Origin of the sequence: Ramlibacter monticola, from assembly GCF_016722785.1 — a bacterium.
Classification (GTDB): domain Bacteria; phylum Pseudomonadota; class Gammaproteobacteria; order Burkholderiales; family Burkholderiaceae_C; genus Ramlibacter; species Ramlibacter monticola.
In genome coordinates this window covers 735,553-760,983 of the sequence record NZ_JAEQNE010000002.1, presented here as the reverse complement: position 1 = coordinate 760,983, position 25,431 = coordinate 735,553, and the positions used below count along the sequence as shown (strand labels likewise).

Here is a 25,431-nt window from a genome sequence, read left to right as displayed (position 1 = left end):
GCATGAGCGTGTCCAACCTCCTGGTCGAACTGTTCGTCGAAGAACTGCCGCCCAAGGCCTTGAAGAAACTCGGCGAGTCCTTCGCCGGCGTGCTGCTGGAGCAGCTGAAGGCCCAGGGGCTCGCCACGGGCGAGTCGAGGCTCACCGCCTTCGCTTCGCCGCGCCGCCTGGCCGCGCACGTCACGGCCGTCGCCTCGCAGGCGCCGCACAAGGCGGTCTCGCAGAAGCTGATGCCGGCCAGCGTCGGCCTCGACGCGTCCGGCAACGCCACCCCCGCCCTGCTGAAGAAGCTGCAGGCGCTCGGCGCCGATGCATCGGCCGTGCCCAGGCTCAAGCGCGCCTTGGACGGCAAGGCCGAAGCGCTGTTCTACGACAGCACGGTGCAGGGCGTGACGCTGGCCGAAGGCCTGCAGAAGGCGCTCAGCGAGGCCATCGCCAGGCTGCCGATCCCGAAGGTCATGACCTACCAGCTGGCCGACGGCTGGACCGACGTGAAATTCGTGCGCCCCGCGCATGCCCTGGTCGCCCTGCATGGCGCCGACGTGGTGCCGGTGCAGGCGCTGGGCCTGCAGGCTGGCCGCACCACCCATGGCCACCGCTTCGAGGCCGCGGTCGAAGACGTCGTGCTGAAGGATGCCGACGGCTACGCCGCCACGCTGGCGCGCGACGGCGCCGTGATCGCGAGCTTCGCCGAGCGCCGGTCCGAGATCGTGCGGCAGCTGCAGGAAGCGGCGGCTCGCGTGGGCGGCGGCACGAAGCCGATCGACGACGAGGCCCTGCTGGACGAAGTGACGGCCCTGGTCGAACGGCCCAACGTGCTGGTCTGCGAATTCGAGAAGGAGTTCCTCGAAGTCCCGCAGGAGTGCCTGATCCTCACGATGAAGGCCAACCAGAAGTACTTCCCGCTGCTGGACGCCAACGGCAGGCTCACGAACAGGTTCCTGGTCGTGAGCAACATCCGCCCGCAGGACGCCAGCGCGGTCACCGGCGGCAACGAGCGCGTGGTGCGCCCCCGCCTGGCCGACGCCAAGTTCTTCTTCGACCAGGACCGCAAGAAGTCGCTCGATTCGCGCGTGCCGGGCCTGGCCAAGGTCGTGTACCACAACAAGCTGGGCACGCAGGGCGAGCGCATCGATCGCGTGCGTGCGATCGCCGGCGTGGTCGGCGCGGCCGTCGGCGGCGACCGGCTGGCGCGCCAGGCCGACCTGGCCGCGCGGCTCGCCAAGGCCGACCTGCTGACCGACATGGTCGGCGAGTTCCCCGAGCTGCAGGGCGTCATGGGCGGCTACTACGCCCGCCACGACGGACTGGGCGACGAAGTCGCCATCGCCATCGAAGACCATTACCGCCCGCGCTTCGCCGGCGACGGCTTGCCGCGCAACGACCTGGGCGTGGTGGTCGCGCTGGCCGACAAGCTCGAGACCCTGGCCGGCCTGTTCGCCATCGGCCAGCTGCCCACCGGCGACAAGGACCCGTTCGCGCTGCGCCGCCACGCCCTGGGCATCGTGCGCATGCTGATGGAGCGCGACCTGCCGCTGGCGCTGGACGACCTGCTCACGCAGGCGCTGGCAACTTTCCCGCAGGCCCAGCCCGAGACGCACCGACAGCTGGCGGACTTCATCTACGAGCGCCTGTCCGGCCTGCTGCGCGAGCAGGGCTACAGCGCGCACGAAGTGGACGCGGTGCTGGCGCTGCGGCCGCAGCGCCTGGGCGACGTGTCCCGTCGGCTGGCCGCCGTGCGCGCCTTCGCGGCGCTGCCCGAGGCGCCGGCGCTGGCCGCGGCGAACAAGCGCATCGGCAACATCCTGAAGAAGGCCGACAAGGCCGACCCGCACGTGAGCGAACAGCTGCTGAAGGAGGACGCCGAGAAGGCGCTCTACGCCGCCACGCAGCGCATCGCCCCGCAGGCGCGCACCCAGTTCGAGTCCGGCGACTACACCGCCTCGCTGCAGACGCTGGCGGCGCTGCGCGGGCCGGTCGACGCCTTCTTCGACGACGTGATGGTGAACGCGGAAGAACCCGACCTGCGCCTGAACCGGCTGGGCCTGCTGGCCACCCTCCACGAAGCCATGAACCGGATCGCCGACCTGTCCCGCCTCGCCCAATAGCGCCATGAAGCTCGTCATCCTCGACCGCGACGGCACCATCAACCACGAAAGCGACGAATTCGTGAAGTCGCCGGAGGAGTGGATCCCGCTGCCTGGCGCGCTGGAAGCCATCGCCCGGCTGAACCACGCAGGCTGGCACGTGGCGGTGGCCACCAACCAGTCGGGGCTGGGCCGCGGCCTGTTCGACGTGGCCTCCCTCAACGCGATCCACGCCAAGATGCACAAGGCGGTGTCCGCGCTCGGCGGCCGCATCGACGCCGTCTTCTACTGCCCGCACGGGCCGGACGAGGGCTGCCAGTGCCGCAAGCCGAACCCGGGCCTGTTCGAGCAGATCGGCGAGCGCTTCGGGGTGGACCTGCGCACGGTCCCGGTGGTGGGCGACACCCCGCGCGACCTGGTGGCCGGCGTGGCGGTCGGCTGCCTGCCGCACCTGGTGCTGACCGGGCGTGCGGCCTCGCTGAAGGGCCACCCGCTGCCCGAGACCTTCCCTTCCCATACCCGGGTCCACAACGACCTGGCGGCCTTTGCGGACTGGCTGATCGCGAAGGTCCCCGCGCCCCCGCGCCCGGCCTAGGCTCCTGCATACTTCCGGCCCATGGCCCTGCTGCGTTCCCTCGTCCACGTGCTGTGGATGTTCCTCACCGTCGTTCCCTACGCGATCGCCATCGTGGTGCTGTCGCCGTTCGCGAAGCCGTACACGCTGTACCGCATCGCCCGCGGCTGGCTGGCGCAGGTGATGCGGGGGCTGACCGTGATCTGCGGCGTGCGCTGGCGCGTGCACGGCATGGAGAACCTGCCCTCCGGCCAGACGAGCCCCGCGATCCTGCTGGTGAAGCACCAGTCCACGCTGGAAACCTTCCTGATGCCGGTGCTGATGCCGCACCCGCTGGCCTACGTGTTCAAGCGCGAGCTGCTGTACATCCCCTTCTTCGGCTGGGCGATCGGCCGGCTCGACATGGTGCACATCGACCGCAGCCAGCGCGCGCAGGCCTTCAACAAGGTGGTGGAGCAGGGCAAGCGGCTGCTGGCGCAGGGCGTGTGGGTGATCATGTTCCCCGAGGGCACGCGCATCCCGCGCGGCCGGGGCGGGCCCTACAAGTCCGGCGGCACGCGGCTGGCGGTCGCCACCGGCGCGCCCGTGATCCCCATCGCCGTCGCTTCGGCGCGCTGCTGGCCGCGCAAGTCCATCCTGAAGCACCCCGGCGTGGTCGATGTCTCCATCGGCCAGCCGATCCCGAGCACGGGCCGCGACGCGGACGAACTGATGCGCGAGGTGGAAGCCTGGATCGAATCCGAGATGCGCAGGCTGGATCCCGACGCCTACGTGCAGGATTCGAGCAAGCAGGCCGCGCAGGCCTGACGCCCGGCGCGCGGCGCAGCACGGCACCCTTAGAATCGCGGCCCATGCAGTCGCCCCTTCAGCTTCTCCTCGACCTGTTCGACGAGCCGAAGGCCAGGCCTGCCGCCGGGCCGCCGGCACCGCGCATCCCCGTCTCCGAAGAAGACCTGCGCCCGGTCCCGGGCGAGCCGCTCGATCGCGTGCTCACGCCGCAGGCCTTCCGCCATCCGGACGCCAATCGCGAAGTCCTCCTCGGCAAGGTGCTGGTCGCCTACGAGTTCAAGCGCGCGCGGCGCAAGAACATCGGCTTCGTGGTGGGCCCCGAGGGGCTGGTCGTTTCGGCGCCGCGCTGGGTGCCGCTGGGCGAGGTCGACCAGGCCGTGCGCGCCAAGAGCCGCTGGATCGTGAACAAGCTGGAAGCCGCGCGCGAGCGCCAGGCGCGGCTGGAGGCGGCGCGCATCGAATGGCGGGACGGCGCCACCTTCCCCTTCCTGGGCGAGCCGGCGATCGTGGTGCTCGATCCGCGCCATGCGTTCACCGAGGCCGGTGGCGTGCTGCACACCGACACCACCACGCTGCCCGGCGTGCCGCGCCGGACCCTGCACATCGGGCTGGCGCAGAGCGCCTCGTCGGCGCAGATCCGCGATGCGGTGCAGGCCTGGCTGATGCGGCAGGCCCGCAGCCTGTTCGCCGAACGCCTGAACCACTATGCGCCGCAGCTGGGCGTGCAGTGGCGCAAGCTCACCCTCAGCAGCGCGGGCACCCTGTGGGGCACGGCGCACGCCGACGGCTCGATCCGGCTGAACTGGCGGCTGGTGCACTTCCGGCTGGCCGTGATCGACTACGTCGTCGCCCACGAATTGAGCCACCTGCGGGTGATGGACCACAGCCCGCGCTTCTGGGACACCGTGCGCACCGTGGTTCCCAACTATCCCGAGCTGCGCGCGCACCTCAAGGACGAGCCGCTGCCGGCCTGGTGAGCCCGGCCCGGTTGACGTTGACGTAAACGTCAGATGTAATGCCGGCTGGCGGGCCCGCCCGGGTCCGCACTGCCGCCGTCTTCCTCGCCATGGCCTCGCACTCCCAGACCACCTACACGATCAGCGATCTCGCCCGCGAATTCGACCTCACGACCCGCGCGATCCGCTTCTACGAGGACATGGGCCTGCTGCAGCCGGAACGCTCCGGCCCCGGCGGCCGCAACCGCGTCTACAGCTCCCGCGACCGCACCCGCCTGAAGCTCACGCTGCGCGCCAAGCGCCTCGGCCTCTCGCTCACGGAGGCCAAGGACATCATCGACATGTACGACAGCCCCCGCGACACGGGCCCGCAGCTGCGCAAGTTCCTCGCCATCCTGGCGGCGCACCGGCAGCAGATGGAGGAGCAGATGGCGGAGCTGCAGGCGAACCTGGAAGAGGTGCGCACCCACGAAAAGGAAGCCCGTGGCCTGCTGGCGCGGCTGGAAAAGGACAAGGCGGACAAGGTCCGGGCATAATTGACGTTTACGTCAACGTCAATCCAGGGCCGCCCATGGACGCACCGCGCTTCGAACCGCAGGATCCCGCCTTCGCCGAGCGCGTGCGCGGCAGCTTCGCCCGCCAGGGCGCCATGCACACCATCGGCGCCACGCTGGCGGAGATCGTCGCCGGCCGCGTCGTGATCGAGCTGCCCTGGCGGCAGGACCTCACCCAGCAGCACGGCTTCCTGCACGCGGGCATGGTCGCCACCGCGCTCGACTCCGCCTGCGGCTATGCCGCCTCCACGCTGATGCCGGCGGAGGCGGGCGTGCTCACCATCGAATACAAGATCAACCTGCTGGCACCGGCGCAGGGCGAGCGCTTCCGCATGGAAGGCCTCGTCGTCAAGCCGGGGCGAACCATCAGCGTCACCGAGGGCCGCGCCTATGCGCTGCACGAGGGGCGCGAAAAGCTGATCGCCACCATGGGCGCCACGCTCATGACGATCAGCGGACGCGACGGCATCAAGCACTGAACGAACGACCCCAGGAGACACCATGCAGCTACCCGGCCTGAACTTCGGCCTCGGCGAGGACCTCGAGGCGCTGCGCGACAGCGTGCACGCCTTCGCCCAGGCGGAGATCGCCCCGCGCGCCGCCGAGATCGACCGCAGCGACCAGTTCCCGATGGACCTGTGGCGCAAGATGGGCGAACTCGGCGTGCTCGGCATCACCGTGCCCGAGGAGTACGGCGGCGCCAACATGGGCTACCTCGCCCACATGCTGGCGATGGAGGAGATCTCGCGCGCCTCGGCGTCCGTGGGGCTGTCCTATGGCGCGCACAGCAACCTGTGCGTCAACCAGATCAAGCGCAACGGCAGCGAGGCGCAGCGCAGGAAGTACCTGCCCAAGCTGATCTCCGGCGAGCACGTCGGCGCGCTGGCCATGAGCGAGACGGGCGCCGGCAGCGACGTCATTTCGATGAAGCTGCGCGCCGAGGACAAGGGCGGCTACTACGTCCTGAACGGCAGCAAGATGTGGATCACCAACGGCCCCGATGCCGACACGCTGGTGGTCTACGCCAAGACCGAGCCCGAGCTGGGCGCGCGCGGCGTCACCGCCTTCCTGATCGAGAAGGGCATGAAGGGCTTCTCGATCGCGCAGAAGCTCGACAAGCTGGGCATGCGCGGCAGCCACACCGGCGAGCTGGTGTTCCAGAACGTCGAAGTGCCGGCGGAGAACATCCTGGGCGCGTTCAACGGCGGCGCCAAGGTGCTCATGAGCGGCCTCGACTACGAGCGCGCGGTGCTGGCGGCAGGCCCGATCGGGATCATGCAGGCGGTGATGGACAACGTGGTGCCCTACATCCACGACCGCAAGCAGTTCGGGCAGAGCATCGGCGAATTCCAGCTGATCCAGGGCAAGGTCGCCGACATGTACACCGTGCTGCAGGCGGCGCGGGCCTTCTGCTACACGGTCGGCAAGAACCTCGACATGCTCGGCAGCGACCACGTGCGCCAGGTGCGCAAGGACTGCGCCTCGGTGATCCTCTGGTGCGCCGAGAAGGCCACCTGGATGGCCGGCGAGGGCATCCAGGTCTACGGCGGCAACGGCTACATCAACGAGTTCCCGCTCGGCCGCCTGTGGCGCGACGCCAAGCTCTACGAGATCGGCGCCGGCACCAGCGAGATCCGCCGCATGCTGATCGGGCGCGAGCTGTTCGCCGAAACCATGTGAGCCGCCGGGCACGCCACGGAAGGGGACAATAAGCGCATGGCTTCGATCAACGACCTCTTCGCCCACAACCGCGCCTGGGCCGCGCAGATGGAGCGCGAACGCCCCGGATTCTTCAGCAGCCTGGTCAAGCAGCAGAAGCCCAAGTACATGTGGATCGGCTGCTCCGACAGCCGCGTGCCCGCCAACCAGATCACCGGCCTCGATCCGGGCGAGGTGTTCGTGCACCGCAACGTCGCCAACGTCGTGGTGCATTCGGACCTCAATGCCCTGTCCACCGTGCAGTTCGCGGTGGAGATGCTGAAGGTCGAGCACATCATGATCGTGGGCCACTACGGCTGCGGCGGCGTGATGGCCGCGCTGCACGGCGAGCGCATCGGCCTGGCGGACAACTGGATCCGCCACATCCAGGACGTGCGGGACCGCCATCGCGGCATCCTGGAGAACATCGCGCCGGAGAAGCGCCCCGATGCGCTGGTGGACCTCAACGTGATCGAGCAGGTGGTGAACCTCTGCGTGAGCACGGTGATGGTCGACGCCTGGGCCAAGAACCAGAAGGTGTCCATCCACGGCTGGGCCTTCGGCGTGCACGACGGCCTGCTGCAGGACCTGGGCATGACGGTCAACAGCACGGACTCCATCGAACCGGTGTACCGCGCGGCGGTCGAGGGCGTGATCGCGGCGCGCAGTTAGCCACGAGGACCATGTTCCCGCAGCGCCTCGACTCCCCGCTCGCCTACGGCATCGCCAAGGCGATGCTCGACGGCTTCAACAGGCACTACCGCCTGTTCCGCCTGGAGTCGCAGCGCGCCAAGCATCGCTTCGAGACGGCCGACTGGCACGGACAGCAGCGCGCCCAGCGCGAGCGCATCGAGTTCTACGACCTGCGCGTGCGGGAAGCCGTCGCGCGGCTGGAAAAGGAGTTCAAGGCCGGCGAGCAGCCGATGGACGTGTGGCACCAGGTGAAGCTGCACTACATCGGCCTGCTGGTCGACCACCACCAGCCGGAGTGCGCCGAGACCTTCTTCAACTCGGTCACGACCAAGATCCTGCACCGCACCTACTTCCACAACGACTTCATCTTCGTGCGGCCGGCCGTCAGCACCGAGTACATCGAGAACGACGAGCCCGCCGCCGCGCCCACCTACCGCGCCTACTACCCGACCCGCGAGACATTGCGCGAGAACATCGTGCGCATCGTCGACAACTTCCAGCTGCTGCGTCCCTTCGACGACCTGGAGCGCGACGCGGGTTTCGTGGTGGAAGCGATCGCCACCCGGCTGGCGCACGTGAAGCTGCGGGCGAACTTCCAGATCCAGGTGCTGTCGTCCCTGTTCTTCCGCAACAAGGGCGCCTACGTCGTCGGCAAGATCATCAACGGCTTCGCGGAACTCCCCTTCGCGCTGCCGATCCTGCACCGCCCGCCGCCGGGCCGCCCCAAGGCGGGCGAGCCCCCTCCGGGGGCAGCCGTCGAAGGCGGCGTGGGGGAAAGTGATCCCCAGGGCCGGCTGGCGATCGACGCCTGCCTGTTCGGGGAGGACGAACTGCAGATGCTGTTCTCCTTCGCCCGCGCCTACTTCATGGTGGACATGGAGATCCCGGCGGCCTACGTGCAGTTCCTGCGCTCGCTCATGCCGCGCAAGCCGCGCGGCGAGCTTTACAGTGCGCTGGGCCTGGCCAAGCAGGGCAAGACCCTGTTCTACCGGGAGTTCCTGTACCACCTCAAGCACTCCAGCGACAAGTTCCGCATCGCGCCCGGCATCAAGGGCATGGTCATGCTGGTGTTCGACCTGCCTTCCTTCCCCTACGTCTTCAAGCTGATCAAGGACCGCTTCCCGCCGCCCAAGGAGACGACGCGCGAGCAGGTCCAGCACAAGTACCTCCTGGTCAAGCAGCACGACCGCGTCGGCCGCATGGCCGACACGCTGGAGTACAGCGAGGTGGCGTTCGCCAGGGAGCGCTTCGAGGAGGAGCTCATCGAGGAGATCCGCAGGGAGGCGCCCAGCCTGCTGGAGATCGGCGACCGCGACGGCGACGGCCACGAGGAGGTGATCCTCAAGCACCTCTACATCGAGCGGCGCATGATCCCGCTGAACATCTACCTGCAGGAGGCCTTCGACGGCGGCGAGCACGGCCAGGTGGAGCGCGCGGTGGTGGAGTACGGCAACGCCATCAAGGACCTCGTCGCGGCCAACATCTTCCCGGGCGACATGCTGTGGAAGAACTTCGGCGTCACGCGCAACGGCAAGGTCGTGTTCTACGACTACGACGAGATCGAGTACCTCACCGACTGCAATTTCCGCAAGGTGCCGCAGCCGCGCAACGAGGAGGAGGAGATGTCCGGCGAGGTCTGGTACACGGTGGGCCCGAAGGACGTCTTCCCGGAGACCTTCGCCCCCTTCCTGCTCGGGAATCCCTCCGTGCGGGAGGTGTTCCTGCGGCACCACGCCGACCTGCTGGACCCGGCGTACTGGCACGCGCAGAAGGAGCGCATCCTGGCCGGCCACGTGCACGATGTGTTCCCCTACGAGCGCGACAAGCGCTTCGCCAGGCGCCAGCAGCATCAGGCGCCACAACTCAGCCCTGGCGAGGTGGCGGCATGAGGCCGGCCCGCTGGCTCGTGACGGGCTGGCTCGCTGCGGCGTTGGCCATGGGCGCGGCCGCGCAGACCGCGGAGGTCACCGACTTGCCCACGCGTGCGGACGTGCGACTGCGCGTGCTTGCCATCCGGCCGGCGGCCGAGCCGCCGGCGGTGCTGGTGCTGCTCACCGGCGGAGGGGGCCATCTGGGCATCTACGACAACGGCAGCCTGCGCAACGAGGGCAACTTTCTCGTCCGCTCGCGCTCCCTGTTCGTCGAAGCCGGGTACGCGGTGGTGCTGGTGGACACGCCGAGCGACCGGCGCGAGCTGCGCGGCGATTTTCGTGAAAGCGCGGAGCACGCCACCGACCTGGGCGCCGCGATCGGGTGGGCGCGGCGTACCTTCGGCAAGCCGGTCTGGGTCGTGGGGACCAGCCGGGGGACGCAGTCGGCCGTCAATGCCGCCGTGCGCCTGCAGGGCGAAGCGCGGCCCGATGGGGTGGTGCTGACCTCCACCATCCTCGAGAGCACCCGCTTCGGCACCTCCACCGCGCGCCCGGTGCAGGAGATGGACCTCGCGCAGCTGTCCCTGCCGGTCCTGGTGCTGCACCATGCCCAGGATCCCTGCCAGGTCTGCCCGCCCGGGCGACTGCCGGAACTCATGGCCAGGCTGCCGGCGGCCCGCAGCGAGCTGGTGACGTACACCGGTGGCCGCAGCCAGGGGCAGCCCTGCGAGGCCTTCTCCTTCCACGGGTTCAATGGCATCGAGCCGCGCGTCGTCGGCGACATCGCGGCCTGGATCCGCGCCCACCCATGAGCGAGAAGTGGAAGGATCTATGGGAAGTCGCCAGCTTCATCGTCACGACGCTGGGCCTGCCCTTCGCCATCCTGTTCTTCGCCTGGGAGCAGCGCAAGGAACGCGACAACGAGGAGGAGGAGGGCTACCAGCTGCTCTCCAACGCCTACACCGACTTCCTCAAGGTGGTGCTGGCCAACTCCGACCTGCAGCTGCGCACCAACGAGCCGCTGCCCTCGCCGACCTCGGAGCAGCGCGAGCGCATGCTGGTGATCTTCGACATGCTGATCTCGCTGTTCGAGCGCGCCTTCCTCGTGGCTCACAAGCCGCGCATGAGCGAGGACGAGGCGCGGCGCTGGAACAGCTGGGACGACTTCATGCGCGAGTGGTGCCGGCGCAAGGACTTCCACGCCTGCCTGGCCCAGCTGCTGCGGGGCGAAGACCCCGAGTTCCGCGACTACATCCGCCGGATCGCCGAAGAAGAGGGCGGTCCGATTCCCCAGGTCCCCTGATATTCCCATCGTTCCACAGGAGAACTCACCATGGCTGATTCCATCGTCATCGTCGGCGCCGCCCGCACCCCCATGGGCGGCTTCCAGGGCGACTTCAGCGCGCTGGCCGCGCACGACCTCGGCGGCGCGGCGATCAAGGCCGCCGTCGAACGCGCCGGCGTCCCGGCGGACGCCGTCGGCGAAGTGCTGTTCGGCAACTGCCTGATGGCCGGCCAGGGCCAGGCCCCGGCGCGCCAGGCGCTGTTCAAGGCGGGCCTGCCCAAGAGCACCGGCGCCGTGACGCTGTCGAAGATGTGCGGCTCCGGCATGAAGGCCGCCATGTTCGCGCACGACATGCTGCTGGCCGGCACCCACGAGATCATGGTCGCGGGCGGCATGGAGAGCATGACCAACGCGCCCTACCTGCTGCTCAAGGGCCGGGGCGGCTACCGCATGGGCCACGACAAGGTCTACGACCACATGATGCTCGACGGCCTGGAGGACGCCTACCAGCCGGGCCGCTCCATGGGCACCTTCGGCGAGGACTGCGCCGCGAAGTACAAGTTCACGCGCGAGGCGCAGGACGCCTTCGCCACGGCCTCCGTCAAGCGCGCGCAGCAGGCCACGGTGTCCGGCGCCTTCGCCGCCGAAATCACGCCGGTGACGGTGAAGGACCGCGCCGGCGAGCGCGTCGTCTCCATCGACGAAGGCCCGGGCAAGGTCAAGCTGGACAAGATCCCGCAACTGAAGCCCGCCTTCAAGAAGGACGGCACGATCACGGCCGCGTCCTCCTCCTCGATCAACGACGGCGCCGCCGCGCTGGTCATGATGAAGGAAAGCACCGCCGCCCGCCTGGGCGTGAAGCCGCTGGCGCGCATCGTCGGCCACACCACGCATGCGCAGGAGCCGGAGTGGTTCGCCACCGCGCCGGTCGGCGCCACGCAGAAGCTGCTGGCGAAGACGGGCTGGAAGGTGTCCGACGTGGACCTGTGGGAAGTGAACGAGGCCTTCGCCGTGGTGCCGATGGCGCTGATGGAGGAACTGAAGGTCTCGCACGACATCGTCAACGTCAACGGCGGCGCCTGTGCCCTGGGCCACCCGATCGGCGCCTCCGGCGCCCGCATCATGGTGACGCTGCTGAACGCGCTGAAGGCGCGGGGCGGCAGGCGCGGCGTCGCGACCCTGTGCATCGGCGGCGGCGAAGGCACGGCGGTGGCGCTCGAGCTGGTCTGAGCGCGCGATGAAGGTCCTCGTCCTCGGCGCCTCGCGCGGCATCGGCCTGGAGTTCGTGCGCCAGTACCGCGAGGCCGGCGAGAGCGTGATCGCCACGGCGCGCGACGACGCCGGCCTCGAGCGCCTGCGCGCGCTCGGGGCGCAGGCGCTCCGGCTCGACGTGCGCGACCCGGCCAGCATCAGCGGCCTGGGCTGGCAGCTCGATGGCGAGAAGATCGACCTGGCGCTCCATGTCGCCGGGGTGATGTCGCACGGGGGCGCAACCGCCCCGCCCTCGCGCGACGAATTCGACCAGGTGATGCGCACCAACGTCTGGGGCGCGATGCAGGCGATCCCGCAGGTCGCGCCGCTGGTGGAGGCGGCCGAAGGCAAGTTCGTCTTCCTCGGCAGCCAGATGGGGCACATCGCCGGCGTGGAATCCAGCTTCGGCTGGGTCTATCGTGCCAGCAAGGCGGCGCTCAACATGGCCGTGGCGGCAGCCCAGCCCGATTACCCCCGGGCCACTTTCCTCGTGCTCAGCCCCGGCTGGGTGCAGACCGACATGGGCGGCGCGGGCGCGCCGCTGGCGGTGGATGCCAGCGTCGAATGGATGCGGCGCACCATCCAGCTCGCCTACAAGCACCGCCATGTCTCCTTTCTCGATTACGACGGAACGCCCTTCAAGGGCTGGTGATAACGAATGCTTCTGACCACCGACCAGGAAATGATCCGCGACGCCGTGCGCGATTTCGCGCGCGAGCAACTCTGGCCGCATGCGGCCCGCTGGGACCGCGAACACACCTTCCCGCGCGAGGCGCACCAGGGCCTCGCGGCGCTGGGCGCCTATGGCATCTGCGTGCCCGAGGAGTTCGGCGGCGCCGGCCTCGACTACCTCTCGCTGGCCCTGGTGCTGGAGGAAATCGCGGCCGGCGACGGCGGCACCAGCACGGCGATCAGCGTCACCAACTGCCCGGTCAACGCGATCCTCATGCGCTACGGCAACGCGGCGCAGAAGAAGCAGTGGCTCACGCGCCTGGCGCAGGGGGAGTTGCTCGGCGCCTTCTGCCTGACCGAGCCGCACGTCGGCAGCGACGCTTCCGCTCTGCGCACGACCGCGCGCCGCGACGGCGACGGCTACGTGATCGACGGGGTCAAGCAGTTCATCACCAGCGGCCAGAACGGGCAGCTCGCGATCGTCATCGCCGTGACCGACAAGGCGGCGGGCAAGCGCGGCATGAGCGCCTTCCTGGTCCCCACCGACGCGCCCGGCTACACGGTCGCCCGGCTCGAGGAGAAGGTGGGCCAGCATTCCAGCGACACCGCGCAGATCCGCTTCGAGAACTGCCGCATCCCCGCCGCCAACCTGATCGGCGAGGAGGGCGAGGGCTACCGGATCGCGCTGTCGGCGCTGGAAGGCGGACGCATCGGCATTGCCGCCCAGAGCATCGGGATGGCGCGCAGCGCCTTCGAGGTCGCCCTGCAGTATTCCAAGGAGCGCGAGAGCTTCGGCACCGCCATCTTCAACCACCAGGCGGTGGGCTTCCGCCTGGCCGAATGCGCCACGAAACTGGAGGCGGCGCGCCAGCTGATATGGCATGCGGCCAGCCTGCGCGATGCCGGCAAGCCCTGCCTGAAGGAAGCGGCCATGGCCAAGCTGTTCGCCAGCGAGATCGCCGAACAGGTCTGCAGCGCCGCGATCCAGACCCTGGGCGGCTACGGCTACGTGCAGGACTTCCCGGTGGAGCGCATCTGGCGCGACGTGCGGGTGTGCCAGATCTACGAAGGCACGTCCGACGTGCAGAAGATCCTGATCCAGCGGGCGCTCTGAGGCTCGCCCCAAACAACGAAGGAGGAGAAGCATGCCCATCACCCGAGGCTTCCGCGTGCTCGTCGACGAGGCGATGGCGCAGGTCCGCACCTACACCGTGCAGCAGGTGCGCGAGCGCCTGGGGCGCCCCGACGTCCAGCTGGTCGACATCCGCGACGTGCGCGAACTGCAGGCCGAGGGCACCGTGCCGGGCAGCTACCACGCGCCGCGCTGCATGCTCGAATTCTGGGTGGACCCGCAGTCGCCCTATTTCAAGAAGGTGTTCGCGGACGAAGGCAAGGAATTTGTGCTGTTCTGCGGTGCCGGCTGGCGCAGCGCACTGGCGGCCAAGACACTGCAGGACATGGGGATGACCAACGTCGCCCACATCGACGGCGGCTTCACCGAGTGGGTGAAGCAGGGAGCGCCCACCGAGACGATGGAGCAGCGCAAGGCGACGAAGCGGGGATGACGGTCGCTGCGCAAGGGCCGTGCCCCTGCGGTCGCGTCGATGCGCGCAGGAGGCCGCTGCCCTTCGCAGGCTGCTGCGGGCGCTACCTCGCCGAATTCGAACGGACGCCCGCCCCCGATGCCGAAGCGCTGATGCGTTCGCGCTATTCGGCCTTCGTGCTGGAAGACGCCGGCTACCTGCTGGCCACCTGGCATCCCTCGACCCGCCCGCCGGAGGTCGGCTTCGAGCCGGGCCTGAAATGGCTCGGACTCGACGTGCGCGATCACCGCGTGCTGGACGCCACCCACGCCGAAGTCGAATTCGTGGCGCGTTCGCGGCTCGCCGGCCGCGCGCAGCGCCTGCACGAGCGCAGCCGCTTCGTGTGCGAGGATGGGCGCTGGTTCTATCTGGATGGAGAGATCGAGTGAGATTCGAAGCCGTGCTGTTCGACTGCGATGGCGTGCTGGTCGACAGCGAAGGCATCACCAATGGGGTGCTGCGCGACATGCTGGAGGAGCTGGGCTGGAAGCTCACGCGCGAGGATTGCATGCGGCTCTTCCTCGGCAAGGCGGTGAAGGACGAGCGCGCCCTGATCGAGGCGAAGACCGGCAGGCCGCTCACCGAAGACTGGATGGTGCGCTTCCGCGAGCGACGCAACGAGCAGCTGCTCGCCGGCGTGCAGCCGATCCGGCATGCGCTGCAGGCCGTCGCGGCGATCAGCGACAAGGTGCGGGGCCGCGTCGCCTGCTGCTCCGGCGCCGACCGCTGGAAGGTGGAGATGCAACTCGCCAGGTGCGGGCTGCTGCCGTACTTCGACGGCCGCATCTTCAGCGGCCACGAGATGCCGCGCTCCAAGCCCGCGCCCGACGTGTACCTGGCCGCGATGGCGCCCCTGGGCGTGACGCCTGAGCGGTGCGCCGTGGTGGAAGACACGGTCACGGGCGTGACCGCCGGCGTCGCCGCGGGCGCCACCGTGTTCGGCTACAGCCCGCCCGAGGCCGGCCACGACGCACCGGCAGCGCTGGAAGCCGCCGGCGCCGCCTTCATCTTCACCGACATGGCCGACCTTTCCTCGCTGCTCGATGAGGTGTAGACCTTCTCCTACAGCCGCAGCTCAACCTTGACTCCCATAATGGCCCTCCTCCTCTTTCCAGGCCAGTCGAACAATGAGCCAAGAAACCGACGCGGTGCTGCAGCTGCTGGGGCCGCATGAAGAACGAATCCTGACGGAGTGGCTGCAGGAGGCCGGCGCCAACGCATCCCGAACCACGGAGGCGGGCCGGCGCGCGATGCGCAGTGACGCAGAGGACATGCTGCGCAACCTGCGCGATGGGTTGCAGGCAGGCGGTGACCCCGAGGCCTTCCAGGCCGCGCCCTGGAGTGGGCTGCGCGGGACACTCGAGGCGCTGTCACGCTCGCGCGCGGCGCAGGGCCAGTCGGCCGGCGAGACGAGCATGTTCGTGCTGGCCTTCAAGCGCCCGCTGTTCGGGCTGGTCCAGCAGGAGCTCAAGGCCAGGCCCGAGCTCCAGATGGGAGCGGTGTGGGTCATCTCCGCGCTGGCGGACCGCATGGCGCAGTGGACCGCATCCACGTACCAGCAGACCCGCGAGGAGCTGATCAAGCGGCAGCAGCAGGACCTGCTGGAGCTGTCCACGCCCGTCATCAAGCTGTTCCAGGGCGTGCTCGCCGTTCCCATGATCGGCACGCTGGACTCCAGCCGCACGCAGGTGGTGATGGAGACGCTGCTGCAGCGCATCGTGGAAACCGGCTCGCGCCTGGCGATCATCGACATCACGGGCGTGCCCATGGTGGACACGCTGGTGGCGCAGCACCTGCTGAAGACCGTGAGCGCGATCCGCCTGATGGGCGCGGAATGCATCATCAGCGGCATCCGCCCGCAGATCGCGCAGACCATCGTGCACCTGGGCATCGACCTGCAGGGGATCGCGACCAAGGCCTCGCTGGCCGACGCGCTGGAGCTCGCCATGGCGCAGCAGGGCTTCACCGTCACCCGCAGCCGCTGAGACCGGACATGTACCGCATCCCGATCCTGCAGATGGGCGACACGCTGCTGGTCACCATCCAGGTCGACATGCAGGACCAGATGGCGCTGGCGCTGCAGGACGACCTGGCCAGCAAGATCGCCGCCACCGGCGCCAAGGGCGTGCTGATCGACATCTCCGCGCTGGAGATCGTCGACTCCTTCGTCGGCCGCATGCTGGCCAGCATCTCCGGCATCTCCCGCGTCCTCGACGCCATCACGGTGGTGGTGGGCATGCAGCCCGCGGTGGCCATCACGCTGGTGGAACTGGGCCTCTCGCTCGCCGGCGTGCGCACCGCGCTCAGCGTGGAATTCGGCATGGAGCTGCTCGCGCAGGCCCGCAAGGAGAACGCGCTTGCCCGATGACGACCGGACCGGCGTCCTGCCGCTGCGCTCCGAGGAAGACATCGTGGCCAGCCGGCAGAAGGTCCGGGTGCTCACGCAGCAGCTGAAATTCTCGCTGGTGGACCAGACCAAGATGATCACGGCGGCCAGCGAGCTCTCGCGCAACACGCTGGTCCACGGCGGCGGCGGCGAGATGCGCTGGGAGCTGCTGCACGACGGCGTGCGACGCGGCCTGCGCCTGCACTTCATGGACCAGGGCCCCGGCATCCCCGACGTGAAGCTGGCGATGACCGACGGGTGGACTTCCGGCAGCGGAATGGGCCTGGGCCTGCCGGGCAGCAAGCGCCTGGTGAACGAGTTCGACATCCAGTCCACGCCCGGCGAGGGCACCCACGTGAGCATCACCCGGTGGAAATGATGCACGGCACTTTCCACGCGGTCTTCCCGATGGGGGACGAGAGCCGCGTGGGCGAGGCGCGTCGCCATGCGGCGCTGCTGGCGGAGGAATGCGGACTCGACGACGTTGCGTCGGGGCGGCTCGCCCTGGTGGTGACGGAACTCGCGACCAACCTCGTGCGCCATGCGATCGAGGGCCGGCTGCTGCTCGCCCCGCACCGGGCACGCCAGGTGGTCGAGGTGATCGCCATCGACCAGGGACCCGGCATCGCGGACGTCGAGCGTTGCATGGGCGACGGCTATTCCACCGGCGGCACGCCGGGCACCGGCCTGGGCGCGGTACGCCGGCTCGCGGATCACTTCGACCTGCATTCCAGCGTGCCCGGAGGCACCCTGGCCGTGGCGCGGGTCGGCGGTGGCGCCGCGAGTGACGCGGCGCAGGCCGGCGCCATCTCGGTGGCCGCCGCCGGCGAGCAGGTCTGCGGCGACGGGTGGGCCTTCGCATTGGATGGCGACCGGGCCGCGATGATCGTCGCCGACGGCCTCGGCCACGGACCCGATGCCGCCGAAGCGTCGGCCGCGGCCCTCGAGACCTTCGGCGAGGATCCGCTCGCGAGTCCGCGCGTGCTGCTGGAGCGCGTCCACCGCTCCCTTCGCAGGACCCGCGGGGCAGCCGTGATGCTGCTGCAGGCCGATGCGGCGGCGGGGGTGGTGCGCAGCGCCGGCGCCGGCAACGTCGTGGGTCGGCTGGTGTCGGGCGTGAGCGACCGTACGCTGCTGTGCCAGCACGGCACCGCCGGCGTCACCATCCGCACGCCCGAGGAGATCAGCACGCCCTGGCCGCACCACGCGCTGCTGGTGGTGTGCAGCGACGGCATCGAGACCCGCTGGAAGGCGCAGACCCTGGCGCCACTGCTGTCGCGCGATCCGGCGCTGGCCGCCGCGGTGCTGATGCGCGATCATTGCCGTGGCCGCGACGATGCCACCGTGGCCGTGCTGCGGCGCAAGGATTGACATGGCCAGCGACAGCGCATCCGGACCCCCCCAGGACTTGCAGGCCGCGCTGGAGCGCAGTCAGCAGGAGGCCCACGCCCTGCGCACGGAGCTGGAGGAAACCAACCGCGGCGTGCTGGCGCTGTATGCCGAACTCGATGCCCAGGCCGACCAGCTGCGGCAGGCCACGGAACTCAAGAGCCGCTTCCTCGCCTACATGAGCCACGAGTTCCGCACGCCGATCAACTCCATCCGGAGCATCACGCGCCTGCTGCTCGACCGGGTGGACGGGCCGCTGACCGAGGAGCAGGAGAAGCAGGTTTCCTTCATCCAGCAGAACGCCAGCGAGTTCGCCGAGATGGTCGACGACCTGCTGGACCTCGCCAAGGTGGAGGCCGGCCGGGTCGAGATCTCGCCGGCCTGGTTCGAGATGGTCGACCTGTTCTCGGCCCTGCGCGGCATGTTCAAGCCGGTGCTGACCAATCCCGCGGTGAACCTGGTGTTCGAGGAGCCGCAGGATGTTCCGCGCCTCTACACCGACGACCGCAAGCTGTCGCAGATCCTGCGCAACTTCATTTCCAACGCGCTCAAGTTCACGCCGCGCGGCGAGGTGCGGGTCAGCGCGAAATTCGAATCCGACGAGCGCGTGACCTTCTCGGTCGCCGACAGCGGCATCGGCATCGCGCCGGAATTCCACCGCACCATCTTCGAGGACTTCTCGCAGGTGCAGTCGCCGCTGCAGAAGCGGCTGCGCGGTACCGGCCTCGGGCTGTCGCTGAGCCGCAAGCTGGCGGAGCTGCTGGGCGGCAGCGTCGGCCTGACGAGCGAACCCGGCAAGGGCTCCGTGTTCCACGTCACGATCCCGGTCCGGCTCCAGGACGCGCCAGTCGAATGATCGGCACGGAAGTCATCAACACCACCATCGACCGCTCCGTCCACACGGTGCTGGTGGTCGATGACAACCCGGCCACGCGCTACTCCACCAGCCGCGTGGTCCGGGCGGCGGGCTTCCGCACGGCCGAAGCGGGCAGCGGCGCCGAGGCGCTCGACCTCGTCGCGGGGGGCGTGTCGGCGGTGGTGCTCGACGTGCACCTGCCCGACATCGACGGTTTCGAGGTGTGCCGCCGGATCCGCGCCCGGCCGGCGACGGCCCTGCTGCCCGTGGTGCACCTCTCCGCCGCGTACATCCGCGACGAGGACCGCGTCACCGGCCTCAACGCCGGCGCCGACGGCTACCTGGTGCACCCGGTGGAGCCCGCCATCCTCGTGGCCACGCTGCAGGCGCTGATCCGGGCCCGGCTGGCGGAGGACGAGCTGCGCCGCAGCGAGCAGCGCTTCCGCGCGATCTACGACCAGGCCCAGAGCGGCATCGCGCTGCTGGATGGGGAAGGCCGCTTCACCGACGCCAACCCGGCCATGCTGGGCCTGCTGGATCGCACGCCCGGCCAGCTGATCGGGCTCCGCGTCGGCGAGCTGGCGCCTCCCGAGTGGCGCGAACGCATCGAGGCGCAACTGGCGAGTCCCGCGGGCGAGCGACCCACCTGGCGCGGCGAATTCCCGCTGCTGCGCCCCGACGGCACCCTGGTGCACCTCGAATGGAGCGTGTCCTCGCACGTGGAAGCCGGCCGCCGCATCGCGATCGCGATCGACGTGTCGGCGCGGCACGAGCTGGAGCAGCGCCGGCGCGAACTGCTGGAACGCGAGCAGGCGGCGCGCCAGCTGGCCGAACACCACAGCCGCACCAAGGACGACTTCATCGCGGTGCTGTCGCACGAGCTGCGCACGCCGCTCAACGCCATCGTCGGCTGGGTCCACATCCTCAAGCGGCGCGGCACCACGCCCGAGGGCGAGCAGGGCCTGGCGGCCATCGAGCGCAACGTCAAGACGCAGGCCCGCATCATCTCCGACATCCTCGACGTGGCGCGGATCAACTCCGGCAAGCTGCGGCTGGAGCGCGAATGGATCGACCCGGCCGTGCTGGTCACCAGCTCGATCGAGGCGCTCGCCCGCAGCATCGCCGAGCGCCGCCTGAAGGTCGAAGCGGACGTCGCCGGCGCGCACGAGGACGCCTGGCTCGACCCTGCGCGCTTCCAGCAGATCATCTGGAACCTGCTCACGAATGCGATCAAGTTCTCGCCCGACGGGGGCCGCGTGCTCGTGCGCCTGCGGCGCGAGGAGGACCGCCTGCGCCTGTCGGTGCAGGACTTCGGCCAGGGCATCAAGGCCGACTTCCTGCCGCACCTGTTCGACCGCTTCACGCAGAGCGACTCGCCCGGCAACCGCCGGCACGGCGGCCTCGGCCTGGGCCTGTCGATCGTCAAGCACCTGGTCGACCTGCATGGCGGCACGGTGAGCGCCGAGAGCGCGGGCGAGGGGCAGGGCACCACCATGCGCGTCGAGCTGCCGGTGGAAGGCGCCACGGAGGCCCCGGCGGAGTTCGGCGACACCCAGGCCGCCGAGCCGCCGGAAAGCGACGCGGTGCCGCTGCAGGGCGTGGACGTGCTGCTGGTGGAGGACGACCCGGAAGCCAGCCAGATGATGACGGTGGTGCTGTCCGACCGCGCCGCGACGGTGCGCATCGCGGCCGACTACGAGAGCGCGCTGCAGGCGATGCGGCAGTCCTGGCCCGACGTGCTGGTGAGCGACATCGGGCTGCCGGGCCGCGACGGCTACGAACTGGTGCGGCGCGTGCGCGAGCTGCAGCGCGAATCGCAGCGGCCGCACCTGCCCATCATCGCGCTGACCGCCTTCGCGCGGGCCGCCGACCGCCAGAAGACCCTGGATGCGGGCTTCGACCTGCACCTTTCCAAGCCCCTCAAGCCGCATGCGCTGCTGGAGGCGATCGGGCGCCTGCTGCGGGGATCCGGCGCTGCGTGAGCCTCAGCTGCCTTCACGCGCCTTGACGCAGTTCGGGTCCCAGGGCAGCACGTTCGCCACGCCCACGTTGCCCGGCGAGGGCCCCTGGCCGATCTGCCAGGACTCGCCGACGCGCAGCAGCCGGCTGGGCTGCATGTCGGTCCACGCGCACTTGTCCATGTTGCTGCGGTTGACGAGGCGCGTGCTGGCGTAGCTGTTGCCGTAGTAGTCGGACTGCCACCAGACTTCCATGAACACCCCGGGATGCCGGTCGAACGGATAGGACTGCTGCATCACCGCGGGCGGCGGGTAGTAGCAGCCCGAAAGGAGGGTGGCGATGGCGGCGACGAGCGCGCCGCGGGCGTGGCTGGCGAACTTCATGGCAGGCTCCCAGGATGCATGGATCATCCGAAGGCGCGGTACGGGAAAAAATGGGACCAAGGTCTTACCTTCGGTAAAGATCCTGAACGGGGTTCCTAGCGCGCCGCGGAAGCCTTCGCCTTCTCCAGCAAGGCGCGCGCTTCCTCGCGGCGGCCCTGGTCCGCGAGGGGCCGGCCGGGGCGGGCCGGCGCCTGCAGCGCGCGTTCGAGATAGGCGACGGCCTGGTCCGGATGGCGCGTTTCCACCAGGTACTCGGCGAAGAAGAAGTTGGGATCGATGCCCTGCGGATTGATCGCCAGCGCCTTCTGCAGCAGCTCGCGCGCCTTGTCCTCGTCGCCGAAGCCGACCGGCCAGCCCGGGACCTTGTAGTACAGGACGCCGAGGCTGTTGTACGCCGAGCCCTCCAGCGCGTTGCCGTCGATGCGGATCGCCTGCTCGTACAGCGCCTTGGCCTGCTTCACCAGCGGCAGCGCACCCAGGCCGCCCTTCTCGCCGGCCCAGGAGCTGAGGATGATGCCTTCCCACACCAGCGGCTCGGCGCGGCCCGGGAGGGATTCGCTCACCTGCCGCGCCTTCGCCGCCAGGCTCTCGAAGCGCTTCTCGCGCTCGGGCGGCGGCGCCTGGTAGCGGGTCACCTCCCACTCGCGCTGCAGGTCGAGGACCGCGTCGCCCACCGTGGCGGCGCGGGGCGCCGTGGCGGCCAGGACGAGGGCGGCGGCGAGCACCGCACGCCGGGAGGGACGAGACACGCTGTTCATGGTTCGGTCCTTCCCTGAAGGAGGGTCGGCAGGGCGGCGAGGGTGCGGCTGTGGAGCCGGAAGCTGCCGTCCAGGGCGAGGGGCGCGAGCCCGTTGAGGCGCACGGCCAGGCGCTCCGGGAAGCCCAGGAAGCGCTCCGGGCTCTCGTCCTCCAGCATGCGCAGCAGGGCCGCGGCGACGGTCGCGGCGCTGTCCATGGCGGTGCCCGTCGCCTCGTTGTAGGCCTGCACGGCGGCGCTGTTGAAGCCGGTCTGCGTGCTGCGCGGCCCGAGGTACTGCACGTGCACGCGGCTGCCCGCCAGTTCGCGCCGCATCGCCTCGGCGAAGCCGCGCAGCCCGAACTTGCTGGCCGCGTAGACGCTGTAGCCGGGCAGGCCGATGGCGCCGAGCACCGAGCCGACGTAGAGCAGTTGCGCGCGCTGCTGGCGCCGCAGGTGCGGCAGCAGCGCGTGCGTCAGCACCATGGGCGCGAGCAGGTTGGCCTGCAGCACGGCCGCCATCGCGTCCGGCTCCTGCGCCTGCAGCGGCCCGAAGGCCGGCGCGCCGGCGGCCTGCACGAGCACGTTGCAGCCCCAGCCCGCGGCCTCGCGCGCGAGCCGCTCCACCGCGGCGGATTCGCGCAGGTCCGCCGCGGCCCAGGGAACCTGGTCCGCGGACCGGCCATGGCGCGCGCGCAGTTCGCCCGCCAGCGTCGCCGCGCCTTGCGCCGTGCGGGCCGCCACCATCACACTGGCGCCGGCGTCCAGGAGGACCGACGCGGCCTCCCTGCCGATGCCGCCCGTTGCGCCGGTCAGGAGGACCCTTGCCTGGCGCGCCTTCATGCCTGGACCTCCACCGCGCGCCGCACCTGCGGCAGCGGCAGCCCGCGGAACACGTCGCCATAGAGCCGGTAGAACGCCTGCGCCGCGTGCACGATGTCGGCCTGGTCGCGCGGATCCTCCACCGCGTTCATCAGCAACTGGAAGTGGCTGGTGTGTTCCCGGTCCAGCAGGCCGTGCGAACGCAGGTAGCCGAAGGCCGCGTCGGGCAGCCCCAGCACCGCCTGGATGCGGTCGGCGGCGAGCAGCGCCAGGCTGACGCTGGTGCCTTCGAGCACGTGCACCATGCCGAAGAAGCCCAGCGGATTGCGCCGCGCGATCGTGTCGTAGGCGTAGGCGACCATCACCTCGGTGGCGTGCCCCGGCGCGCTGTGGCGCACCGCTTCCGCGTCGGCGCCGCAGGCGCGCAGGTCGTCGAGGATCCATTCGTCGTGGCCTTCCTCCTCGCGCATGTACTCGTCCAGCGGCTCGCGCAGCCAGGCGTGCCGCGCCGGCAGCGCCTGCCTGCATGCGCGCATCAGCGGCACCGTGTGGCGCACGTGGTGGTAGGCCTCCGTGAGGAAGGCGACATAGCTGGAAAGCGAGACCTCGCCGCGCAGGCAGCCCTGGATGATGGGCGCCGAGAGCATCCCGAGCCGCGCGGACTCGGTCTGCTTCAGAAGCTCAGGGAAGAAAGTCATGGGGCTCCTTGGAAGCGGAGGGGGAAGCAGGCAGGCCCAACGCATCGGCGTGCAGGGCCAGGATGGCGCCGCGCAGCGGCCGGCCGTTGGGGGTGGCGAGCCGCGCCTGCGCGTCGAAGGCGGCGCGGGCGCGCACCCACCGGCCCACGCGCGCGTAGTCGGGGAGCGTGGCGTTGGCGGCCTCCACCGCACCGGCCAGGGCCTGGTCGGGAACGCCTGCCGCCAGCGGCCACAGCACCGCGCTCAGCGCCTGCTGCCCATCGCCGAACACCACGGCCTGCGCGATGCGCGGGTCGCCGCGCAGGGCCGTCTCCACCCACTCGGGCGAGACGTTGCGGCCGAAGCCCGTGATCAGCACGTTCTTCTTCCGGCCCTCCACGTGGAGGAAGCCGTCTTCGTCGATGCGGCCCAGGTCGCCGGTGGGCCACCACTGCGGCACGGGCGCGCCGTCGCCGAGGTAGCCGGCCATCAGGGTGCCGGCCATCTCGATCTCGCCGTCGCCGGCGATGCGCAGCCTGGCGTGCGGCAGCGGGCGGCCGGCGCTGCCGGGACGGTCCTGCCCCGGCAGGTTGAGGGTCTGCACCGATGCGCCCTCCGACAGGCCGTAGCCCTCGTGGGCGGGAATGCCGCGCTCGCGTGCGGCGAGCAGCAGCGGTTCGCCGACGGCGGCACCGCCCACCGCCACCATCCTCAGCGAGGCGCTCGCGCGCCGGCCCGCGTACTGCAGCCACGCCGTCCAGGCCCGCAGCATCTGCGGAAGCAGGATCAGGCTGTCGGGCTCGTGGCGCCGGACCGCGGCATCGAAGGTCGCGGGATCGAAGCCCGAGGACCCGCTCAGTCCCACTTCGGCCAGCGGCGGCACGACCACCGTCGCGCCGCGCGCGAGCGGCGCCAGCACGCCCGCCAGGTTCTCCAGCAGCACGGCCAGCGGCAGCACGCACAGGTGGCGCCGGATGTCCAGCGGCTCCAGCGCGGTGACGAGGCCCGCGGCGGCCCTGCGCATCGCGTTCGCGTCCAGGCAGACGCCCTTCGGAGCCGCGGTGCTGCCGGAAGTGAAGGTGATCTTGGCGGTGCCGGGCGGCATGGGGACCCGGGCGCCGGGCAGGCCCAGCAGCACGAGCGGCTGTTCCGCGACCGCGCACTGTGCGCTCGCACCCTGCGGCCAGGCCGCGGCACCCTGGGGCGTCGTGAGCAGCGTGTCCACGCCCGCGGCCGCCAGGGCGTGCCGCACCTGCTCCGGCGTGAAGAAGGCCGGCAGGGGCACGTGAACCACGCCGGCGCGGCTGGCGGCCAGGTCCGCCACGATCCAGGCCGGCCCGTTGTCCATCAGCGTCGCCAGGACCGTGCTGCCGCGCGCGCGCAGGACCCCGGCGAAGCGGGCCGCGGCGCTTTCCAGCTGGTACGGGCTCCACGAGAGCCCCGGCCCCTCGAGGGCCGCTCGCCAGGAGGAGACTCTCACGCGCCGCCTCCCGCCGTCGCCCGCGCCAGCCGACGCAGCGCGGCGTGGATCTCGCCCGCCAGCACCACCGGTTCGTGCTCGTAGTAGCTGCCCCACTGCGCCGCGGCGTCGCCCAGCACCGCGGGATCCGCGGCGGCCAGCGCCAGCGGCGCGATGCCCATGCGCGCCATCAGCTGCCGCAGCTCGCGGGTGAGCGTGGCCACCACCCAGCGGTACTGCCGCTGCGCGAGATGCGGTCCCAGTCGCAGCATCAGGCGGCGCCCAGCGCCCGGCCGCCCGGCGGCGAGCTGCCCGATCTCCACCACCTCGCGGCGTGCGAGCGGGCGGGCCGCGTGCGGCGCGAGCGCCCGTTCCACCGGCAGGTGCAGGTACTGTTCCAGGAAGAGGGGACCTTCCGCCGCGCAGCGATAGCCGGCGGCCGCGATCACCTGGCCTTCTTCGTCCGCGAGGCTCACGAGCACCGGCATGAAGGCGTCCAGCGTGGCGCCGTAATGCTGCGCGTACACGGTCCGGATGAAGTCCTCCACCAGGGGGCGCTCGAGATCGTCCGCGCCATGCACCCGCAGGGGCGGGCTGCCCTCCGGGGTGCCCGGCAGGGCGTGAAGCAAAGGCATGTGCAACTCCTCCTGATCGGATGCATCAGGGGCGCAATTTCGGAGAGGGACCTTAACGGCACGTTAAAGAAGTCCTTCGTCCCGATCGGCAGTCGCCCGGGATCTCCGCGCGCATC

The 25,431-nt window shown here is 70.3% G+C and carries 29 protein-coding genes; 23 read left to right on the top strand and 6 right to left on the bottom strand.

Translation table 11 applies throughout. The annotated features are described in order from the left end of the window. Positions 1–2 precede the first annotated feature (2 nt). The 23 genes from glyS to JJ685_RS11430 all read left to right on the top strand — a co-directional run bounded on the left by glyS (position 3) and on the right by JJ685_RS11430 (position 20,626). A complete protein-coding gene (gene glyS, locus JJ685_RS11540; RefSeq protein ID WP_201674376.1) occupies positions 3–2,108 on the top strand; it encodes a glycine--tRNA ligase subunit beta in 2,106 nt (701 codons plus the stop codon). Positions 2,109–2,112: 4 nt separating this feature from the next. After that, entirely contained in the window at positions 2,113–2,682 is a 570-nt protein-coding gene (gmhB, locus tag JJ685_RS11535) for a D-glycero-beta-D-manno-heptose 1,7-bisphosphate 7-phosphatase (RefSeq protein WP_201674375.1), read from the top strand. A gap of 21 nt (positions 2,683–2,703) precedes the next feature. After that, entirely contained in the window at positions 2,704–3,468 is a 765-nt protein-coding gene (locus JJ685_RS11530) for a lysophospholipid acyltransferase family protein (protein ID WP_201674374.1), read from the top strand. 44 nt (positions 3,469–3,512) lie between these two features. Further along, positions 3,513–4,427: a M48 family metallopeptidase gene (locus JJ685_RS11525; protein ID WP_201674373.1), complete on the top strand. Its 915-nt coding sequence runs from the start codon at positions 3,513–3,515 to the stop codon at positions 4,425–4,427. 89 nt (positions 4,428–4,516) lie between these two features. Beyond that, the gene (locus JJ685_RS11520; protein ID WP_201674372.1) at positions 4,517–4,942 is read left to right on the top strand and encodes a MerR family transcriptional regulator; all 426 of its coding nucleotides are present in this window, start codon (positions 4,517–4,519) and stop codon (positions 4,940–4,942) included. A gap of 35 nt (positions 4,943–4,977) precedes the next feature. Continuing rightward, a complete protein-coding gene (locus JJ685_RS11515) occupies positions 4,978–5,439 on the top strand; it encodes a PaaI family thioesterase (protein ID WP_201674371.1) in 462 nt (153 codons plus the stop codon). Positions 5,440–5,461: 22 nt separating this feature from the next. Further along, positions 5,462–6,640 carry an isovaleryl-CoA dehydrogenase gene (locus JJ685_RS11510; protein ID WP_201674370.1) on the top strand — a complete coding sequence of 393 codons (1,179 nt, stop codon included), beginning with the start codon at positions 5,462–5,464 and terminating at the stop codon, positions 6,638–6,640. Between the two features lie 36 nt (positions 6,641–6,676). Further along, the gene (can, locus tag JJ685_RS11505) at positions 6,677–7,330 is read left to right on the top strand and encodes a carbonate dehydratase (protein ID WP_201674369.1); all 654 of its coding nucleotides are present in this window, start codon (positions 6,677–6,679) and stop codon (positions 7,328–7,330) included. Between the two features lie 11 nt (positions 7,331–7,341). Then, positions 7,342–9,240, top strand: coding sequence for a bifunctional isocitrate dehydrogenase kinase/phosphatase (gene aceK / locus JJ685_RS11500; RefSeq protein ID WP_201674368.1), 1,899 nt, complete (start codon positions 7,342–7,344; stop codon positions 9,238–9,240). Then, complete coding sequence (locus JJ685_RS11495; RefSeq protein WP_201674367.1) at positions 9,237–10,034, top strand: alpha/beta hydrolase; 798 nt, start codon at positions 9,237–9,239, stop codon at positions 10,032–10,034. The genes aceK and JJ685_RS11495 overlap by 4 nt, the downstream gene beginning before the upstream one ends. After that, positions 10,031–10,525 carry a hypothetical protein gene (locus JJ685_RS11490; RefSeq protein WP_201674366.1) on the top strand — a complete coding sequence of 165 codons (495 nt, stop codon included), beginning with the start codon at positions 10,031–10,033 and terminating at the stop codon, positions 10,523–10,525. Before JJ685_RS11495 ends, JJ685_RS11490 begins: the two co-directional genes overlap by 4 nt. A 30-nt stretch (positions 10,526–10,555) precedes the next feature. Then, the gene (locus tag JJ685_RS11485; RefSeq protein ID WP_201674365.1) at positions 10,556–11,737 is read left to right on the top strand and encodes an acetyl-CoA C-acyltransferase; all 1,182 of its coding nucleotides are present in this window, start codon (positions 10,556–10,558) and stop codon (positions 11,735–11,737) included. Positions 11,738–11,744: 7 nt separating this feature from the next. After that, positions 11,745–12,410, top strand: coding sequence for an SDR family oxidoreductase (locus tag JJ685_RS11480; protein WP_201674364.1), 666 nt, complete (start codon positions 11,745–11,747; stop codon positions 12,408–12,410). Positions 12,411–12,416: 6 nt separating this feature from the next. Then, positions 12,417–13,544, top strand: a complete 1,128-nt coding sequence (locus tag JJ685_RS11475; protein ID WP_201674363.1) for an acyl-CoA dehydrogenase family protein — start codon at positions 12,417–12,419, stop codon at positions 13,542–13,544. A 31-nt stretch (positions 13,545–13,575) separates the two neighbouring features. Continuing rightward, a complete protein-coding gene (locus JJ685_RS11470) occupies positions 13,576–13,995 on the top strand; it encodes a rhodanese-like domain-containing protein (RefSeq protein WP_201674362.1) in 420 nt (139 codons plus the stop codon). Further along, positions 13,992–14,402, top strand: a complete 411-nt coding sequence (locus JJ685_RS11465; protein ID WP_201674361.1) for a YchJ family protein — start codon at positions 13,992–13,994, stop codon at positions 14,400–14,402. The genes JJ685_RS11470 and JJ685_RS11465 overlap by 4 nt, the downstream gene beginning before the upstream one ends. Beyond that, a complete protein-coding gene (locus tag JJ685_RS11460) occupies positions 14,399–15,067 on the top strand; it encodes an HAD family hydrolase (protein ID WP_201674360.1) in 669 nt (222 codons plus the stop codon). Before JJ685_RS11465 ends, JJ685_RS11460 begins: the two co-directional genes overlap by 4 nt. A 73-nt stretch (positions 15,068–15,140) precedes the next feature. Next, positions 15,141–15,998 (top strand): STAS domain-containing protein, encoded by an 858-nt coding sequence (locus JJ685_RS11455; protein WP_201674359.1) that lies wholly within the window; start codon positions 15,141–15,143, stop codon positions 15,996–15,998. An 8-nt stretch (positions 15,999–16,006) separates the two neighbouring features. Further along, positions 16,007–16,381, top strand: coding sequence for an STAS domain-containing protein (locus tag JJ685_RS11450; RefSeq protein WP_201674358.1), 375 nt, complete (start codon positions 16,007–16,009; stop codon positions 16,379–16,381). Then, a complete protein-coding gene (locus tag JJ685_RS11445) occupies positions 16,371–16,778 on the top strand; it encodes an anti-sigma regulatory factor (RefSeq protein WP_201674357.1) in 408 nt (135 codons plus the stop codon). The genes JJ685_RS11450 and JJ685_RS11445 overlap by 11 nt, the downstream gene beginning before the upstream one ends. Continuing rightward, positions 16,775–17,770 (top strand): ATP-binding protein, encoded by a 996-nt coding sequence (locus JJ685_RS11440; protein ID WP_236598882.1) that lies wholly within the window; start codon positions 16,775–16,777, stop codon positions 17,768–17,770. Before JJ685_RS11445 ends, JJ685_RS11440 begins: the two co-directional genes overlap by 4 nt. 1 nt (position 17,771) lies before the next feature. Then, positions 17,772–18,644, top strand: a complete 873-nt coding sequence (locus tag JJ685_RS11435; RefSeq protein ID WP_201674356.1) for a sensor histidine kinase — start codon at positions 17,772–17,774, stop codon at positions 18,642–18,644. Then, a complete protein-coding gene (locus JJ685_RS11430) occupies positions 18,641–20,626 on the top strand; it encodes a hybrid sensor histidine kinase/response regulator (protein ID WP_201674355.1) in 1,986 nt (661 codons plus the stop codon). The genes JJ685_RS11435 and JJ685_RS11430 overlap by 4 nt, the downstream gene beginning before the upstream one ends. A 3-nt stretch (positions 20,627–20,629) precedes the next feature. Here the strand turns inward: JJ685_RS11430 and JJ685_RS11425 are convergent, their stop codons facing one another. The 6 genes from JJ685_RS11425 to JJ685_RS11400 form a co-directional block, all read right to left on the bottom strand. Beyond that, a complete protein-coding gene (locus tag JJ685_RS11425) occupies positions 20,630–20,986 on the bottom strand; it encodes a hypothetical protein (RefSeq protein ID WP_201674354.1) in 357 nt (118 codons plus the stop codon). Between the two features lie 95 nt (positions 20,987–21,081). Continuing rightward, a complete protein-coding gene (locus JJ685_RS11420) occupies positions 21,082–21,744 on the bottom strand; it encodes a tetratricopeptide repeat protein (RefSeq protein ID WP_201674353.1) in 663 nt (220 codons plus the stop codon). Further along, positions 21,741–22,565, bottom strand: a complete 825-nt coding sequence (locus tag JJ685_RS11415; RefSeq protein WP_201674352.1) for an SDR family oxidoreductase — start codon at positions 22,563–22,565, stop codon at positions 21,741–21,743. The genes JJ685_RS11420 and JJ685_RS11415 overlap by 4 nt, the downstream gene beginning before the upstream one ends. Next, positions 22,562–23,242, bottom strand: coding sequence for a TenA family transcriptional regulator (locus JJ685_RS11410; RefSeq protein ID WP_201674351.1), 681 nt, complete (start codon positions 23,240–23,242; stop codon positions 22,562–22,564). Before JJ685_RS11410 ends, JJ685_RS11415 begins: the two co-directional genes overlap by 4 nt. Then, positions 23,226–24,701 (bottom strand): AMP-binding protein, encoded by a 1,476-nt coding sequence (locus JJ685_RS11405; protein ID WP_201674350.1) that lies wholly within the window; start codon positions 24,699–24,701, stop codon positions 23,226–23,228. Before JJ685_RS11405 ends, JJ685_RS11410 begins: the two co-directional genes overlap by 17 nt. Next, positions 24,698–25,315 (bottom strand): thermostable hemolysin, encoded by a 618-nt coding sequence (locus JJ685_RS11400; protein ID WP_201674349.1) that lies wholly within the window; start codon positions 25,313–25,315, stop codon positions 24,698–24,700. Before JJ685_RS11400 ends, JJ685_RS11405 begins: the two co-directional genes overlap by 4 nt. Between the last annotated feature and the right edge of the window lie 116 nt (positions 25,316–25,431).

Coding starts and splice junctions, on each gene's coding strand:
- glyS (WP_201674376.1), top strand. CDS start 3: ATGAGCGTGTCCAACCTCCTGGTCGAACTGTTCGTCGAAGAACTGCCG.
- gmhB (WP_201674375.1), top strand. CDS start 2,113: ATGAAGCTCGTCATCCTCGACCGCGACGGCACCATCAACCACGAAAGC.
- JJ685_RS11530 (WP_201674374.1), top strand. CDS start 2,704: ATGGCCCTGCTGCGTTCCCTCGTCCACGTGCTGTGGATGTTCCTCACC.
- JJ685_RS11525 (WP_201674373.1), top strand. CDS start 3,513: ATGCAGTCGCCCCTTCAGCTTCTCCTCGACCTGTTCGACGAGCCGAAG.
- JJ685_RS11520 (WP_201674372.1), top strand. CDS start 4,517: ATGGCCTCGCACTCCCAGACCACCTACACGATCAGCGATCTCGCCCGC.
- JJ685_RS11515 (WP_201674371.1), top strand. CDS start 4,978: ATGGACGCACCGCGCTTCGAACCGCAGGATCCCGCCTTCGCCGAGCGC.
- JJ685_RS11510 (WP_201674370.1), top strand. CDS start 5,462: ATGCAGCTACCCGGCCTGAACTTCGGCCTCGGCGAGGACCTCGAGGCG.
- can (WP_201674369.1), top strand. CDS start 6,677: ATGGCTTCGATCAACGACCTCTTCGCCCACAACCGCGCCTGGGCCGCG.
- aceK (WP_201674368.1), top strand. CDS start 7,342: ATGTTCCCGCAGCGCCTCGACTCCCCGCTCGCCTACGGCATCGCCAAG.
- JJ685_RS11495 (WP_201674367.1), top strand. CDS start 9,237: ATGAGGCCGGCCCGCTGGCTCGTGACGGGCTGGCTCGCTGCGGCGTTG.
- JJ685_RS11490 (WP_201674366.1), top strand. CDS start 10,031: ATGAGCGAGAAGTGGAAGGATCTATGGGAAGTCGCCAGCTTCATCGTC.
- JJ685_RS11485 (WP_201674365.1), top strand. CDS start 10,556: ATGGCTGATTCCATCGTCATCGTCGGCGCCGCCCGCACCCCCATGGGC.
- JJ685_RS11480 (WP_201674364.1), top strand. CDS start 11,745: ATGAAGGTCCTCGTCCTCGGCGCCTCGCGCGGCATCGGCCTGGAGTTC.
- JJ685_RS11475 (WP_201674363.1), top strand. CDS start 12,417: ATGCTTCTGACCACCGACCAGGAAATGATCCGCGACGCCGTGCGCGAT.
- JJ685_RS11470 (WP_201674362.1), top strand. CDS start 13,576: ATGCCCATCACCCGAGGCTTCCGCGTGCTCGTCGACGAGGCGATGGCG.
- JJ685_RS11465 (WP_201674361.1), top strand. CDS start 13,992: ATGACGGTCGCTGCGCAAGGGCCGTGCCCCTGCGGTCGCGTCGATGCG.
- JJ685_RS11455 (WP_201674359.1), top strand. CDS start 15,141: ATGAGCCAAGAAACCGACGCGGTGCTGCAGCTGCTGGGGCCGCATGAA.
- JJ685_RS11450 (WP_201674358.1), top strand. CDS start 16,007: ATGTACCGCATCCCGATCCTGCAGATGGGCGACACGCTGCTGGTCACC.
- JJ685_RS11440 (WP_236598882.1), top strand. CDS start 16,775: ATGATGCACGGCACTTTCCACGCGGTCTTCCCGATGGGGGACGAGAGC.
- JJ685_RS11435 (WP_201674356.1), top strand. CDS start 17,772: ATGGCCAGCGACAGCGCATCCGGACCCCCCCAGGACTTGCAGGCCGCG.
- JJ685_RS11430 (WP_201674355.1), top strand. CDS start 18,641: ATGATCGGCACGGAAGTCATCAACACCACCATCGACCGCTCCGTCCAC.
- JJ685_RS11425 (WP_201674354.1), bottom strand. CDS start 20,986: ATGAAGTTCGCCAGCCACGCCCGCGGCGCGCTCGTCGCCGCCATCGCC.
- JJ685_RS11420 (WP_201674353.1), bottom strand. CDS start 21,744: ATGAACAGCGTGTCTCGTCCCTCCCGGCGTGCGGTGCTCGCCGCCGCC.
- JJ685_RS11415 (WP_201674352.1), bottom strand. CDS start 22,565: ATGAAGGCGCGCCAGGCAAGGGTCCTCCTGACCGGCGCAACGGGCGGC.
- JJ685_RS11410 (WP_201674351.1), bottom strand. CDS start 23,242: ATGACTTTCTTCCCTGAGCTTCTGAAGCAGACCGAGTCCGCGCGGCTC.
- JJ685_RS11400 (WP_201674349.1), bottom strand. CDS start 25,315: ATGCCTTTGCTTCACGCCCTGCCGGGCACCCCGGAGGGCAGCCCGCCC.